The organism is Pandoraea sputorum, from assembly GCF_000814845.2.
GTDB classification, from domain to species: Bacteria; Pseudomonadota; Gammaproteobacteria; order Burkholderiales; family Burkholderiaceae; genus Pandoraea; species Pandoraea sputorum.
Map to the genome: position 1 here is coordinate 1,648,587 of NZ_CP010431.2, position 13,431 is coordinate 1,662,017.

General features: G+C 64.2%; 11 protein-coding genes. 4 read left to right on the plus strand and 7 right to left on the minus strand.

Features of this window, described 5'->3' with window-relative positions; genetic code table 11:
• Positions 1–22 precede the first annotated feature (22 nt).
• On the minus strand, positions 23–901 hold the full coding sequence (locus tag NA29_RS07395) for an ABC transporter ATP-binding protein (RefSeq protein ID WP_039397178.1): 879 nt from the start codon (positions 899–901) through the stop codon (positions 23–25).
• Entirely contained in the window at positions 898–1,905 is a 1,008-nt protein-coding gene (locus tag NA29_RS07400; RefSeq protein ID WP_224791856.1) for an ABC transporter substrate-binding protein, read from the minus strand. The genes NA29_RS07395 and NA29_RS07400 overlap by 4 nt, the downstream gene beginning before the upstream one ends.
• 436 nt (positions 1,906–2,341) lie before the next feature.
• On the opposite strand from NA29_RS07400, the gene NA29_RS07405 reads away from it, so the two are divergent.
• On the plus strand, positions 2,342–2,797 hold the full coding sequence (locus tag NA29_RS07405) for a MarR family winged helix-turn-helix transcriptional regulator (RefSeq protein ID WP_039397180.1): 456 nt from the start codon (positions 2,342–2,344) through the stop codon (positions 2,795–2,797).
• 76 nt (positions 2,798–2,873) lie between these two features.
• On the opposite strand, the gene NA29_RS07410 is transcribed toward NA29_RS07405, so the two are convergent.
• The 5 genes from NA29_RS07410 to NA29_RS07430 all read right to left on the minus strand — a co-directional run bounded on the left by NA29_RS07410 (position 2,874) and on the right by NA29_RS07430 (position 8,787).
• Positions 2,874–5,162, minus strand: a complete 2,289-nt coding sequence (locus NA29_RS07410) for a xanthine dehydrogenase family protein molybdopterin-binding subunit (RefSeq protein WP_039402692.1) — start codon at positions 5,160–5,162, stop codon at positions 2,874–2,876.
• A 172-nt stretch (positions 5,163–5,334) separates the two neighbouring features.
• The gene (locus tag NA29_RS07415) at positions 5,335–5,997 is read right to left on the minus strand and encodes an isochorismatase family protein (RefSeq protein ID WP_039397181.1); all 663 of its coding nucleotides are present in this window, start codon (positions 5,995–5,997) and stop codon (positions 5,335–5,337) included.
• A 76-nt stretch (positions 5,998–6,073) separates the two neighbouring features.
• On the minus strand, positions 6,074–7,108 hold the full coding sequence (locus tag NA29_RS07420) for a 2,5-dihydroxypyridine 5,6-dioxygenase NicX family protein (protein ID WP_039397183.1): 1,035 nt from the start codon (positions 7,106–7,108) through the stop codon (positions 6,074–6,076).
• A 42-nt stretch (positions 7,109–7,150) separates the two neighbouring features.
• A complete protein-coding gene (locus NA29_RS07425; RefSeq protein ID WP_039397185.1) occupies positions 7,151–7,993 on the minus strand; it encodes an alpha/beta fold hydrolase in 843 nt (280 codons plus the stop codon).
• Positions 7,994–8,034: 41 nt separating this feature from the next.
• Positions 8,035–8,787, minus strand: a complete 753-nt coding sequence (locus NA29_RS07430; protein ID WP_039397187.1) for a maleate cis-trans isomerase family protein — start codon at positions 8,785–8,787, stop codon at positions 8,035–8,037.
• 326 nt (positions 8,788–9,113) lie between these two features.
• Between NA29_RS07430 and NA29_RS07435 the strand changes: the two genes are divergently transcribed.
• The 3 genes from NA29_RS07435 to NA29_RS07445 all read left to right on the plus strand — a co-directional run bounded on the left by NA29_RS07435 (position 9,114) and on the right by NA29_RS07445 (position 13,389).
• Positions 9,114–10,283, plus strand: coding sequence for an FAD-dependent monooxygenase (locus NA29_RS07435; RefSeq protein WP_039397189.1), 1,170 nt, complete (start codon positions 9,114–9,116; stop codon positions 10,281–10,283).
• 87 nt (positions 10,284–10,370) lie between these two features.
• On the plus strand, positions 10,371–10,874 hold the full coding sequence (locus NA29_RS07440) for a (2Fe-2S)-binding protein (RefSeq protein WP_039397191.1): 504 nt from the start codon (positions 10,371–10,373) through the stop codon (positions 10,872–10,874).
• Positions 10,875–10,971: 97 nt separating this feature from the next.
• Positions 10,972–13,389, plus strand: coding sequence for a c-type cytochrome (locus NA29_RS07445; protein WP_084104193.1), 2,418 nt, complete (start codon positions 10,972–10,974; stop codon positions 13,387–13,389).
• The last annotated feature ends 42 nt before the right edge of the window (positions 13,390–13,431 follow it).

Genomic DNA, 13,431 nt, shown 5'->3' on the forward strand with positions numbered 1-13,431 from the left:
CACGACTCCTTTGGCCATGACGTCAGTGCGCAGCGCCATCGGCGCCCATGACCTTGAGCGATTCGATGCGCAGCTTCTCCCACAGACGCGACGTGATCTCGCCGAAGCGCGGCGTCGACACTACCTGACTGTCGCGCTCACGCGACCAGCCCGTCTCGACGATGTCGATGAACAATCCGGGGCGCGACGACATCACACCAACACGATCGGACAGCATGGCCGCTTCGTCGAGTGCGTGCGTGATCAGCAGCACGGTGGCCGACGTTTCGCGCCACAGCCGTAGCAATTCATCGCCCATGAGCAGACGGGTCTGCTGATCGAGTGCGCCGAACGGCTCGTCGAGCAGAATGAGCCTTGGCTGGATCACCAGCGTGCGCGCAATGCACACCCGCTGACGCATCCCGCCGGAGAGCTGCGCCGGGTAGGCCCTGGCGAAATCGCGCAGCCCCATGAATCCCATGGCGTACTCCACACGACGGTTGATCTCCGCGCCATCGACCCCTGCAGCACGCAGACCGAACGCGATGTTGTCGCGCACGTTGAGCCACGGGAACGACGCGTCTTCCTGGAACACCACGCCCACGCCGTCCGGCACGCCCCTGACCGGCTTGCCCTCGAACATCACCGTGCCGCTGCTGGGTTTGGCGAGTCCGGCAAGCGCGTCGAGCAGTGTCGACTTGCCGCAGCCCGATGGCCCGACGACCGAGAAGAACTCGCCCTTGAGCAGCGTCAGATCGATGGGGCCGAGCGCATGAAACAGCTCACGCTCGCCCGGCTTGTTGAAGTAACGCATCACCGCAGTAAGCACTGCATGGGCTTCGGGATGGGCCACCGGGGTGGGCGCGCGTGCCGCCACGGCCTCGACGATATGGAGCTTGGCATTCGCTTGCATGAGGTTCATAGCTTCCCCTTGGCTTTCAGGTCGGCCGGCAGGAAGCTCGTGTCGACGAGTTTCGACCAGTCCACGTTATCTTTGATTTCTCCGACCAGCTTGAGCCCGTCGACCATGCGATCCAGTTCTTCGCGATCGAACTCGCCCGTGCTCCACATGTGCGAGCGCACCATGTTGTCGACGGCTTCCTTGGCGACCGCCGGCGTGAGCTTGAAGCTGGTTTCGATGATCTTCGCCGCGCCGGCCGGATCGGCATAGGTCGCCTCGACACCGGCGCGACGCCCGGCGATGATGGCACGCAACGCGTCGGGATGCGCCTTGGCGAACTCGCGTGTGGTAATGCCCACCGACGTCGTCATCGGTCGCAGCACGTCGCCGGCACGATAGACCACACGGTACTTGTCCTTGCGCACGATCGACAGTGGCTCGATTGCCACAGCCCCGGCCACTGCGCCCTGCTCGAGCATCGTCATTCCGTTGACGTAGCCGCCCGAAGCCACGCGTGTCACCTTGGCGGGGTCGATGCCCTTGTCGCGCAATACCATCATGAACAGCATTTCCGATACGCTCTTCGGCGAAGTGATGGCCACCTTCTTGCCGACCAGATCCTCCACCGACTTCACGTTGCCGTTGGGCATGGTCACCATCGACGCTTCTGCCACGCTGCGTGTGCCCGTATTGACGATGACGATGTCCATGCCCTGACGCGCCGCCGCGAGGGCCGCCGATACCGCGACCTCGCCGTATGGCGTCTTGCTGGCGAGGATGTTGCGCACGGTGGTTCCGCCGCCGCCGGAACTGAGAATGCCCGTGATGTCGATGCCGGCTTTCTTGAACAGGCCCTTGTCTATCGCCACGGCATAGGGCAGTCCGTACAGGCTGTTGCCCCACTGTGTCACCGAGATTTCCTCAGCGTGAACTGCGCGTACTGCGGGCACCAGCATGGCCGCAGCGCCTAACGTCAGGCAAGCGCGCTTGAACAGATTCGTCATCATCAGCTCCGGGTCCAACATGCAAAAGGTTCGTCGGATTCTGCGCGTTCCCTGCTTGCGCAAAATACATTGTAGACACTCAAATAATCATTGCAACGCAATGTTCGTGCCACGCCCTAGGGGTTTGCACTCAGATGCGCTGAATCATGCAAAATCCCGTGAAAATAAAGCGTTTTATTGATTCATTCGCCGTGATTTCATGCGTTCTCCAGCACATCATGATCGTGCAATTTCTAATCGAAAAATTAATGTGTACGTTATAAATTGCCATGCGCGACGTATGCTGGTGCAGTCTCTCCCGGCTTTGGTGCTGCGTCGCTTCGCATGCACTTGCTTGAGGCCTTCGATTTGCAGTGACATCACGCGTTTGATTTGCCGCAAACCACTGGATACCGGGGCTTTGGTCGTCGCGGTTTCAAGGTGTACACTTCATCATTTTTCATTCGGGCATCGCTTCATGACGTCGCGCAAAGACTCCTACGATTTCCACGATCAGATCGGCCATCTGCTGCGCCGTGCTTACCAGCGACATGTCGCGATCTTCCAGGACGCCATTCCCGATTCGGACCTGACCGCGGCACAGTTCGTGGCGCTGTGCACCGTCAAGGAAAAGCAGTCGTGCTCGCTCAACGACATCGTCAAGACCACCGCCATCGATCAGGCGACCATTCGCGGCGTGGTCGAGCGGCTCAAGGCGCGACATCTGATCGAAGTCACGACCGATCCCAGTGATGGCCGCAAGCTCCTCGTTCGCGCCACGCCCGAAGGACTCGCGCTCATCGATCACACCGTTCCGTTCGCAAAGGAAGTGACCGAGCGCACTTACGGCGCACTCAATCCGGCCGAGCGCGTCGCGCTCGTTTTCCTGTTGCGCAAGATGATGGATAGCGAGACGGTGGAGAGGGACGAGTAAGACCGACACGCCCCTGCCGTGCCCTGCGGCGTTCGCTATCGGTCTGGCTTGGCTCGACATCATCGCGTCGGCATCCTTACGTCGATGCTGCCGGACTCGACTGCGCCGATATGAGGCGGCCCGCGCTCGCCAGTGCGGCGCGCACGGTTTCCGGCGTGAACGGCGGCGCGAAGATGCGCACACCTGTTGCATCGAAAATCGCATTGGCCAACGCTGCAGGCCCGGGTACCGAAGCGGACTCTCCCGCTCCCATCGGCGGCTCGCCCTGACGCGGCATGAGCACGACATCCAGCACGGGCAGCTCGGCGAATGTCAAAATCGGGTAGCTGCCCCACTCGCGGCTGGACACCTTGCCGTCGACGAAGCGCACGCGCTCCTTGAGCGAACGGCTCAGGATCTGCACGACGTTGCCGTGCAACTGATGACGCACCCCGTCGGGGTTCACCATCGTGCCTGTATCCTGACCGACCGTTACGCGCTCCACCGTCACCTCACCGGTCACTCGATCGACGACGACGTCGACGATCCACGCCGACCATGCGGCCCCGAAGCCCGGAAAGCGGCTGTGCACATAACGGGCATAGGACACGCCGCGCCCGCGCGCATGTCGAGGTGCGGCGTCCCAGCGAGCGGTGTCGTGCGACCTCGGCGTCCAGCCTGCGCGCGCGGCGACGGCTTCGAGCAGCTCGATCGCGCGTGCGTCCTTGAGGTGACGCAGCTTGAATTGCAGCGGATCGACGCCGGTGGCCGCCGCCATTTCGTCGGCAAAGGCGTCATGGGCGAAGGAATTGGGCAGCGCCGACACGCCTCTCAACCATGAGGCACGTACCAGCGGCGCCATATCGTCACAAACGAAGCGGCGATTAGGGCTCTCGTAAGGCGATACCGCTGTGCGGTCGCCCATTTCGAAGACGCCGCCGGTCGGGGGCGTGACACCGGTGAGCAGCGAAGCGAGGAGCGGCGCATCGTTCGACGGGTAACGCGAAGCGAAGTCGTAGGCCAGTAACTCGCCATCGCGCGTTGCCGCACCGCGGACCGTCACGACCTGCCCCGTGCCTTTCGGCTCCCAGAGATGTTCGTCGGCGCGCGACAATTGCACGCGCACCGGCGCCCCCACCGCGCGTGAGAGCAGCAACGCATCGCCGCACACGTCATCGGCGCAATTGCGCCCGTAACACCCGGAGGCCTCCATGCGCACGATATCGATCTCCGATTCGTCGCGCGAGATCAACTGCGACAGGTCGTAGCGCAGCGACACGGGATTCTGCGTGCCGGACCAGATAGTGATCCGCTCGCCGCGCTCGGCACGATAATCGGCGACGGCGCACGACGGGCCGATGGAGCCGTGCATCTGATAGGGCCAGGCGTAGGTGCGCTCAAGCGTGACGACGTCATCACACGTGAAAACCGACGCCACGTCGCCCTCTTCGAGCAGCGCGCGACGCGTGGCCGGAGCGGCGGCGATCGCCGCTGCCGGGTCGTCCATGGTGGGCATTGCAGGCAGCGGTTTCCACGCCACCCGAATTTCGCGCGCGGCCCGAATGGCCTGCTCTTCGCGCTGCGCGACGACACCGATGAAATCGCCGATTACGACGACCGCCTTCACGCCCGGTAAATGGACGACGGACGACTCGTCGACCGACAGTAGCGACGACCCGACGAACGGCCCCGAATCGATGCCGCTGTATGGTGGACGCACGACCCGACCGTGCAGCATGCCCGGCACGCGCACGTCGTGCACGAACGTCAGTTCCCCGCTCGCCTTGGCCGGTAGATCGACGCGGCGCGAAGAGGTGCCAACCACGCGATAGGTCGCCGGGTCCTTGACCGGGGTTTCGAGATTCAGGGCGAGTGCGATGCGCTCGCCACGGACAAGCTCGGCGAAGGTGGCGCGGCATGTCGTGCCGTCAACGGTTTCACCGAAGACGCATCCGCCGTCGCACGTCAGTCGCTCGGCGGGAATGTCGAATCGACGGCTTGCCAGTTCGATCAGCGCGTGGCGTGCCTGCGCCGCAGCGCATCGCAGCGGAATAGCGGAAATCTGGAGCGTGGCGCTCGCGATGGTCGGCCCCTGATTGGGCGTGGCGTCGGTGTGACCGAGCTCCATGGCGACCTGCGCAGCTTCGACGTCGAGCTCTTCGGCGACGATCTGGGCGAGTGATGTGCGGATGCCAGTGCCCAGATCGACATGACCGTTAAACCCGAGAATTCGGCCGTCGTCGAGCACGGCGACGAACACTTCGGCGACTGCGGGTACGAAGCTCGAATGGCTTCCCGGCTGGCCTGGCGCGGGCTTGATGGGTTTGACGGGCTGGCGGATGACTGTCAGGCAGCCGTCGCGCGCCAGTAACTCGGTGCGATTCACAAGCAGATTCCTGAGGTTCGGCAAGTGCTGTCGCACCACGCCATTCGTCACGGTAGGGGGCCAATATTGCCCCGTCAATGACCCTGCAGCGGGCGGGGCGCCCATCGATTTCCGGTCGTCTTCGTCGCGCGCCCGCGCTGATAAGGGGAGGCGCACGGCGGGGTTCTGTGGGTCAGCGAGTGCGCTTTTCGTCGGCTTTTGCGGTTTCGATGGCTTCGATGGCCTGCGCCAGCGGCATGACCGCGGCATACTTTTGCTGCATATCGAACAGATTGGCCTCGTGCGGTGCGATGGCGCGGTCGCCCACGCAGTCCGACAGCACGAGCGGACGAAAGCCGTGCGACATGGCGTCGACCACGCTCGCGCGCACGCAGCCACTCGTCACCGCGCCGGCAACGAGTAACGTCTGCACGGCACGCTGCGACAGCCAGGGGGCGAGTTGGGTGCCGAAAAATGCCGATGGCACGACCTTGCGCACCACCAGTTCACCGGGTGCCGGGGCGAGTTCGGGCACGATAGCGCTGTTCGGATGATCTTCGGTGAGTGTGGCCATGCCCGGCACCTTGAGCGAAAACACGTTGTCGTCGCTGCCGTCGTCGGCATACACGATGCGGCTGTGGGCCACCGGCCATCCGTTGCGCCGCGCGAGTGCCAGTGCATCGACCGTGCGGGCGATAGCCTGCGGAATATTGCCGCCGCCGAAGGTCTTCGGGTCGGCAAACCCGACCACCAGATCGATGATCAGCAAACCAATATTGCCGTGCACCGGCAGCGGCGTGCCGAAGCCCTGGCGCTGGTAAACATGGGCTTCGGCGTGTTGCGAGGTATCGCTCATGACATTTGTCTCGTGGTTGGGGGAGGCCGCATCGGTGGCCGACGGTGGGCGGTGGCGCGTCGATATGCCGCGCGGATCATTCGTTCACGACGCGGCCGTCCTTTACGACCACGGTGTCGTCGAGCGATACCGTGCAGTTGCGCAGGGGGATATCGATGTGGCACGTCGTGGTGCGACTGCCGCCGCCTTCATTGTTGGGGCCGAGCGAGAAAAGGAAGTTACCTTCGAAAGCGCGTGCGTCCATGCCGATCGTCGCCTCTCGGTCATACAGGCCGAGCGTGGACCAGCGCGCCCTCGGCTGCAGGCCCCAGCCGATGTGCGAGATGGCGTAGCCCTCGGGATCGCGGAACGTCTCCATGTAGTCGCGCAGCAGCGCTGCGTCCACGCCGCCCTCGATGCGCGTGGCATACCCCTTTTCGACGGTGAGCACGATCGGCTCGGCGACATAGCGCTTTTGCGGCAGCAGGATGTCGCCGCGATCGATCACGAGGGTACCGTGCGCCGTGTGATCGTTCGGATACGAGAGCGCAAAGCCACTTGGCCAGTGGTCCCATCGCCCCGGCTCGTCCACGAAACCGTATTCGGCAGTCGGACCGAATTCGCCCATCGGGCAAACGAACGAGGTGCCCGCAGGCGACGTCACGCGCATCTCGCGCGCCCCCGCGAGTTTGTCGGCTGCGGCAAGCACTCGTGCTTTATCCGCCAGCGTCGGCACCATGCGTGCGAGCACTTCCGGCGGCTCTACGGCCAGCAGGATCTTCGTGCCGCCCTTGAGAATGTCGTGCTGCTCCGGCGAGAACAGCAACGTCATCAGATCGAGCACGAGGTCGCTGTGCTTGAGTGCGGCAATGGCGGCGCGGTTGCCAGTGAGCGGTGTCGTGCCGAGATAGGCCAGCGAGTCGCGGCTGAAGGCCTTCTCGCCGTTGACCGGCGGCAGGTCGAGCCGGTTGACGATTGCGCCCATGGACTGCGTGGCGATCAGTGCGCACGAAAGCGTCTGCGGATGGGTCGCCTGACTCGTGAGAATCGTGACCGTCTGCCCGGGCGTTAGCTTCGAGAGCTTGAGCACTTCCTTCCAGGCTTCGATCAATTGGTAATCGCTGATGGCCATCGTTTGATTCCTCGGTGTTTCTCGGTGTTCGATATCGGAACGTCAGGCGGCAACGGGTCCGCCGAGCGGCGCGCCGAGGAAATCGCCGAACGCGGTGTAGAAGCCGGCCGCGTTGTCCCACGGAATCATATGGCCGGCGTTCGGCACGCGCATGTGCCGCATCGCGGGCGTGGCGCGCTGCAATTCGGCGACGTCTTCGTCGCGCACCACGTCGCCGTTCTGCGCCGTGATCAGCAGCGACGGCACCCGCAATTGCGCGGCGTCGGCATGGAAGTCGTCAGTGTGAAAGCCCTCGTAGGACGCCAGCACGGCGCGCTCGTCGCAGGTGTGCAACCATTCGGCGCGCAGCGCGCGCTCCTCGTGCGTCCAGGTCGGGCAGAAGGCGCGCATGCCTTCGGCATCCGTGCCCGCGCGAGCGAGCGCCATCGAATCCACGTACCACGGCAGTTTGCCCGGGTACTCGCGGCGTCCCGGGCCGGAGACAGGTGGATCGATCAGCACGACCGACGCCAGACCGTGCGGCTCGCGTATGGCCGCGCGCGCGGCGATGCGTGCGCCCATCGAGTGTCCGACGAACGCCACGCGCGCCAGTCCGAGGGCGGCCGTCAGTGCCACCACGTCGTCTGCCTGCGCGTCGAGGCTGTAATCGAGGTCGTTCGACGCGCTCGACAGGCCGCGCCCACGCACGTCGAGTACGTAGGTGTCGAACTCACGGCCGAAGACCTCACCCACAAAGCCCCACGTGACGGCCGGGCTCGTGATGCCCGGTATGAGCACGATGGCGGGGCGTGAAGCGCGCAAACCGTGTGCGCCGCCGTAACGCAAGTAATGCTGGCGAATGCCGTTGGCGGCCACATTGGCGCCGTACTGGAATGTCAAAGACATGAGGCTCGCTCCGGGAAAGTCGGGAATGGGGGGGGGGCTTGTCAGTAAGCGCCGGAGAGCAATGCCCCGGCACCCGGCACGATCGGCTCAAGATCAAGCTCGCGCAGCATGGCGTAGGTCGTGGCGATCGCTGCGGTGATCACGGGCTTGCCCGTCATCGCTTCGACTTTCGATACGGCGGGCAGCGACGGCATTTGCACGCAAGCCGAGAGCACGATGGCGTCGGCATCCTGATAAGGCAGCGTCTTGACGATGTCCGGCAAACGGTTCGGATCATGACGGCCGACGTCGAGGTTGTCGGGAATTTCGAGTGCGCGATACGCGATCACTTCGAAACCTTCGTTGCGGATGTAATCGACCACCAACTCGGTGAGCGGCACCATGTACGGCGCCACCACCACGATGCGCCTGGCTTGGATGACGCGCAGCGCATCGACGAGCGCACCGGCGCTAGTGAGTACGGGTGCCGCTGCACCGTTCTCGACCGTCTTCTGCGTCAAGCGCTTCTGTGACACGCGGTGATAGCCATGGCCCATGGCCATAATCGCCACGAGACAGGCGTACCCGAGTACGTCCACGCGCGCATCGCTCAGCTCCAGCGCGCAGCGATCCGACTCGGCATCCATCGCAGCCAGTTCTTCCTTGACGACCTTTTTCATCCGCATACGGCTCGAATGGAACGTGAAGCGCTCGGGGCGGATAGTCTCGCGCAGCCGCAGCATCGCGGGAATCTCGGTTTCCATCGTGGTGTTGGAACTCGGCACGATCTGGCCGATGCGGAAATGCTTGGTCATGGCGACATGCTCCCGAAGGGGTGGGCGACCCGGCTTGTGCGCGGCGGCAATGCCATGCACACACCATAAATGGTCGAAGTGCGACAAACTCTAGCGCACACATTATATTTCCGCAACTCTGAACAAAATCCGACGGAACGCCATGAAAACCCCGTTTTACAAGGGTTTATAGCTGATTTATCGATCTTCATCCGGATAAACCCTAGCGGGAGATTTTTCTTGTTGCGATCAAAATTTATGGTGTGTACGCTATTAATGGTCGAATTCAACCAGCCCGGATATTTCTTCGATTCACGGTGAAGCCGGGCGCAAGATCAGGAGCTTTCATGAGCAAACCACGCATCGCCGTCATTGGCGCAGGCCTGGGCGGCACGGCTGCCGCCGGTCTGCTGGAGCGCAGCGGCTACGACGTTGCGCTGTATGAGCAGGCGCCGGGCTTCTCCCGTCTTGGCGCCGGTATTCACCTGGGGCCGAATGTGATGAAGATCATGCGTCGCCTGGGCATCGAAGATGCGCTCAACGTCATGGGCTCGCACCCCGACTTCTGGTACAGCCGCGACTCGAAAACGGGCGAGGCGTTGTCGCAGATTCCGTTGGGCGAGTTCGCGGTGAAGACCTATGGCGCGACCTACCTGACGGTGCATCGCGGCGACTTTCATGAGTTGATGACGCGCGCCGTCTCGCCGGGCACCATCCGCTTCGGCAAGTGCCTGCAATCGGTGGAGGACACCGGCAGCGAAGTGCGCATGACCTTTACCGACGGCACCGTAGAGACGGCCGATATCCTGATCGGTGCCGATGGCGTGAACTCGAAGGTTCGCGAGCATCTGCTGGGCGCAGAGCCGCCGCGTTATACGGGGTACGTGGCGCACCGCGCCGTGTTCCCTGCGTCGCTGCTTGGCAATAAGCCTTACGACATGTGTGTGAAGTGGTGGTCGGAAGATCGTCACATGATGGTCTACTACGTGACCGAGAAGAAGGACGAGTACTACTACGTGACCGGCGTGCCGCAGAAGGAATGGCCGGCGGGTGTCTCGATGTTGCCGAGCAGTCGCGAAGAGATGCTCGAAGCGTTTGCGGGGTATCACGCCGACGTGCAGCATCTGATCGAGGTCTCGCCCACGATTACCAAGTGGCCACTGCTCGAGCGTGACCCGTTGCCGCTTTGGAGTCGTGGTCGCATGGTCATGCTCGGCGACGCGTGTCACCCGATGAAGCCGCACATGGCCCAGGGGGCGGCCATGGCGATCGAAGACGCTGCCATGCTTACGCGCTGCCTGAACGAAGTGGGGGTTACCGATTACGGCGATGCCTTCGCGCTTTACGAGGCCAACCGCGCGGCGCGCGCCTCCGAGGTGCAGCGCGTGTCCCACAACAATACATGGCTGCGCACCAATGAGGACCCGGCGTGGGTGTTCGGTTACGATGTGTTCGAGATTCCCCTCGTCCCCGCGTCCTCGCGCACGGTAGCGCCTCCGCTGAGCGCCGTCGCCTGACGTGCAGGCACAGGACTTGCATGAACCTGCGGGGTGAGGTGTCCGCCACGGGCGGCTTCACCCCGATTTATCGTCTGCGAGTAACCCATGGCTGTATCGAATACCGTCGCAGGACCAGTCACGCTGAGCGTGAACGGCGAGCGCCATACCGCAGCGGAGGCGGCTCCCGACACGCCGCTGCTCTACGTCCTTCGCAACGATCTTTTGCTCAACGGCCCGAAGTACGGCTGCGGGCTTGGTCAATGCGGCGCGTGCACGGTGCTCGTGGACGGTCAGCCCACACGCTCGTGCGTGGTTCCCGTCAGCATCGCGCGCGAACGTGAGATCACCACGCTGGAAGGGCTTGGCAGGATCGGCGATCTGCATCCGATCCAGCGCGCTTTCATTGACGAGCAGGCGGCCCAGTGCGGGTACTGTCTGAACGGCATGATCATGAGCGCCAAGGCATTGCTCGATCGCAATCCGACGCCTAGCGACAGCGAAATCCACGCCGCGTTGCGCTTCAATCTGTGTCGCTGCGGGACACACTACGAAATCGTCAAGGCCGTGCACCGCGCGGCGCAATACCTACAAAATGGCACGGATCGATAACCGCGATAGCGACGCACATCCCGTCGAACCTGACGGTGACGCCGACGCGCTTCCCGCCGCCGACAGTGCCGCCGAAAGGGCCGCTGAACGTACTGTCATGAGTGCCACCATGGGTGCCGAAATGGAGGCCTCTGCGAGTGCCGCCTCGCAGGTGCCCAACGACAGTTCGCGCGCGACTTATCACTGGCCCACGCGCGATGGGGGCGGTGTCGCCCGGCTCGAAGTGACGGCTCACGCGCGTGCAGATGGCACTTTGGGCACCTGGCGCTATCGGGCGGAGGTGTCTGCCGACGCGGCGCCCGGGGATGCCGCGCCGCCCGCGCTTGCATCACAAGATTGCGCGTTGCCGCCCCCCCAGCTCTACCGTCATGACGTTAGTGCCGTGCAAGTGAGCGATGTCGGTGGACGAATTCCGTCGCAAGCGCACGCTTTTGCGCGCGAATCGTTCATCGACGAAGCGGCGGCCGACGCAGGGCAGGACCCGGTCAGCTACCGCCTGCACCATCTTGATCCCCGTCAGGACGCGGGGGCGCGCGAGGTCATCCGCATGGTGGCGCAGCGTGCCGCCTGGGGGTTGCCGGAGCGTGCCGATGCGCAGGCCGCACCGGCCGGTTGGCGACGCGGACGAGGCTTTGCCTTCGATGGCGAGGCGTCGTTTGCCAAGGGCGCGACGCACGCATCGACTGCTCCTGCCGAGCGAACAGATGCCTGGTCGGCATGGATCGTCGATCTGGACGTCAACCCGCACTCGGGAGACATCGTGATTCGCCGCGTAGTCGCTGGTGCGGCGACGGGCGAGCCCGATGCCGAACCGCATGTGAGCGGCTTGCCCGCCTGGCAGATCACCGATGCGATGCAGCGTGCACTGGGCATGGCGTGGCATGCTGAAGCGGCGCACGACGAAACCGGCAGCGCCGGGCATGCCAACGACCAACACGCCGCCGTCGCGCTCGCGCTGCAACGCGCGCTCGCGCAAGTGAGCGTGATGCCGAATGGGGCGCACGTGCCCCATGCGCTTTCCGACGAAGATGCCCACCGTCTGGCCGCGGCCGCAGCGCCCGCTGCGGCCGCTATCGCCAATGCCCTGTATGACGCGACCGGCGTGCGCCTGCGTCAACCACCCTTTGACCCGGCCAGCCTGCGCCAGGCGTTTGGCGATCCGCTCGCTGCCGAAAGGGTGCAGGCGCCCGCCGACCGGCGTCGCCCGACGCGATGGCGGCGCTGGCTCGCCGGAGGTGGCATCGGTGGGTTGATCGGTGGTGTGGTCGGACTTGCCTGCGCCGTGCTGCCCGGACCGGTGGCCATCGCCCCGATCTCGGCGGTGGACAACACATTGTGGTCGACCGCGACGCTGGAGCGCGGCCGTCAGATCGCGCTGGCTGGCGACTGTGCGGTTTGCCACACCGCGCGAGGCGGCGCGACCAATGCCGGAGGCCTCGGCCTCGAAACGCCGTTCGGCATCGTCTACTCGACCAACCTGACGCCGGACCCCGAGACCGGCATCGGCCGCTGGTCATACGCTGCCTTTGCCCGCGCCATGCGCGAGGGCATTTCGCGCGATGGCTCGCATCTGTACCCCGCGTTTCCATACACGTCGTTTGCCAAGATGAGCGAGTCCGACATGCTCGCTCTGTATGCGTATCTGATGTCGCAGCCAGCCGTCGCGAATACGCCGCCGAAAACCGAACTCCCCTTCGTATTGAATCAGCGCCGGTTAGTCGCAGGCTGGAACTGGATGTTTCACGATGCCGCCGAATATCGACCCGATCCCTCGCAGTCGACGCTGTGGAATCGCGGCCGCTATCTCGTGGACGGCGCCGGTCACTGCAGCGCGTGTCACACGCCGCGCAATTGGCTCGGCGCGGAGCGCGACAAGCTGTATCTGCGGGGAGGCGAAGCGGAAGGCTGGCGTGCGCCGCCGCTCGTCGGCACGTCCGACGCGCCGGTGCCGTGGACCGAGGTAGCACTGTTCGACTATCTGCGCACCGGCTTTTCGCCGGAGCATGGCGTCGCCGCGGGGCCGATGGCGCCCGTGGTCTCCGGACTCGCGGCGTTGCCCGAAACCGACGTGCGCGCCATCGCGCATTACATCGCTTCGCTGGCGCCGCAGCCGGACACCGCCAAGGTCTCCGATCTCGCGGGTCGTCGTGCTGTGGGCGTGGACATTGCCACGACACTCGGACTGGAGAACGGGCGTCGCGCCTTCGAGGCGGCCTGCGCCGTTTGTCATACCGAATCGGGTGGAGTGGGGCACTTTGGCGTGCGACCGCTCATGGGACTCAATACGAGCGTAAGCCAGGCCAAGCCCGATAACCTCATGCATGTGCTGATGAACGGTATCGATCAACCGGCGACGGAGGGGCTCGGCTACATGCCCGCATTCCGCGATGCGTTCGACGATCGCCAGATGGCCGAACTGGCCGCTTACATACGCACACGCTACGCGCCCGATCGGCCCGCTTGGGAAGGCCTTGACGACGCTGCTGCCCGCGCCCGCGCCGCACATCGTCCTTGAGTGTTATCCCGAGTCACGACGACGGCACTGGCCGATGCGCAT

Coding starts and splice junctions, on each gene's coding strand:
- NA29_RS07395 (WP_039397178.1), bottom strand. CDS start 901: ATGAACCTCATGCAAGCGAATGCCAAGCTCCATATCGTCGAGGCCGTG.
- NA29_RS07400 (WP_224791856.1), bottom strand. CDS start 1,905: ATGTTGGACCCGGAGCTGATGATGACGAATCTGTTCAAGCGCGCTTGC.
- NA29_RS07405 (WP_039397180.1), top strand. CDS start 2,342: ATGACGTCGCGCAAAGACTCCTACGATTTCCACGATCAGATCGGCCAT.
- NA29_RS07415 (WP_039397181.1), bottom strand. CDS start 5,997: ATGAGCGATACCTCGCAACACGCCGAAGCCCATGTTTACCAGCGCCAG.
- NA29_RS07420 (WP_039397183.1), bottom strand. CDS start 7,108: ATGGCCATCAGCGATTACCAATTGATCGAAGCCTGGAAGGAAGTGCTC.
- NA29_RS07425 (WP_039397185.1), bottom strand. CDS start 7,993: ATGTCTTTGACATTCCAGTACGGCGCCAATGTGGCCGCCAACGGCATT.
- NA29_RS07430 (WP_039397187.1), bottom strand. CDS start 8,787: ATGACCAAGCATTTCCGCATCGGCCAGATCGTGCCGAGTTCCAACACC.
- NA29_RS07435 (WP_039397189.1), top strand. CDS start 9,114: ATGAGCAAACCACGCATCGCCGTCATTGGCGCAGGCCTGGGCGGCACG.
- NA29_RS07440 (WP_039397191.1), top strand. CDS start 10,371: ATGGCTGTATCGAATACCGTCGCAGGACCAGTCACGCTGAGCGTGAAC.
- NA29_RS07445 (WP_084104193.1), top strand. CDS start 10,972: ATGAGTGCCACCATGGGTGCCGAAATGGAGGCCTCTGCGAGTGCCGCC.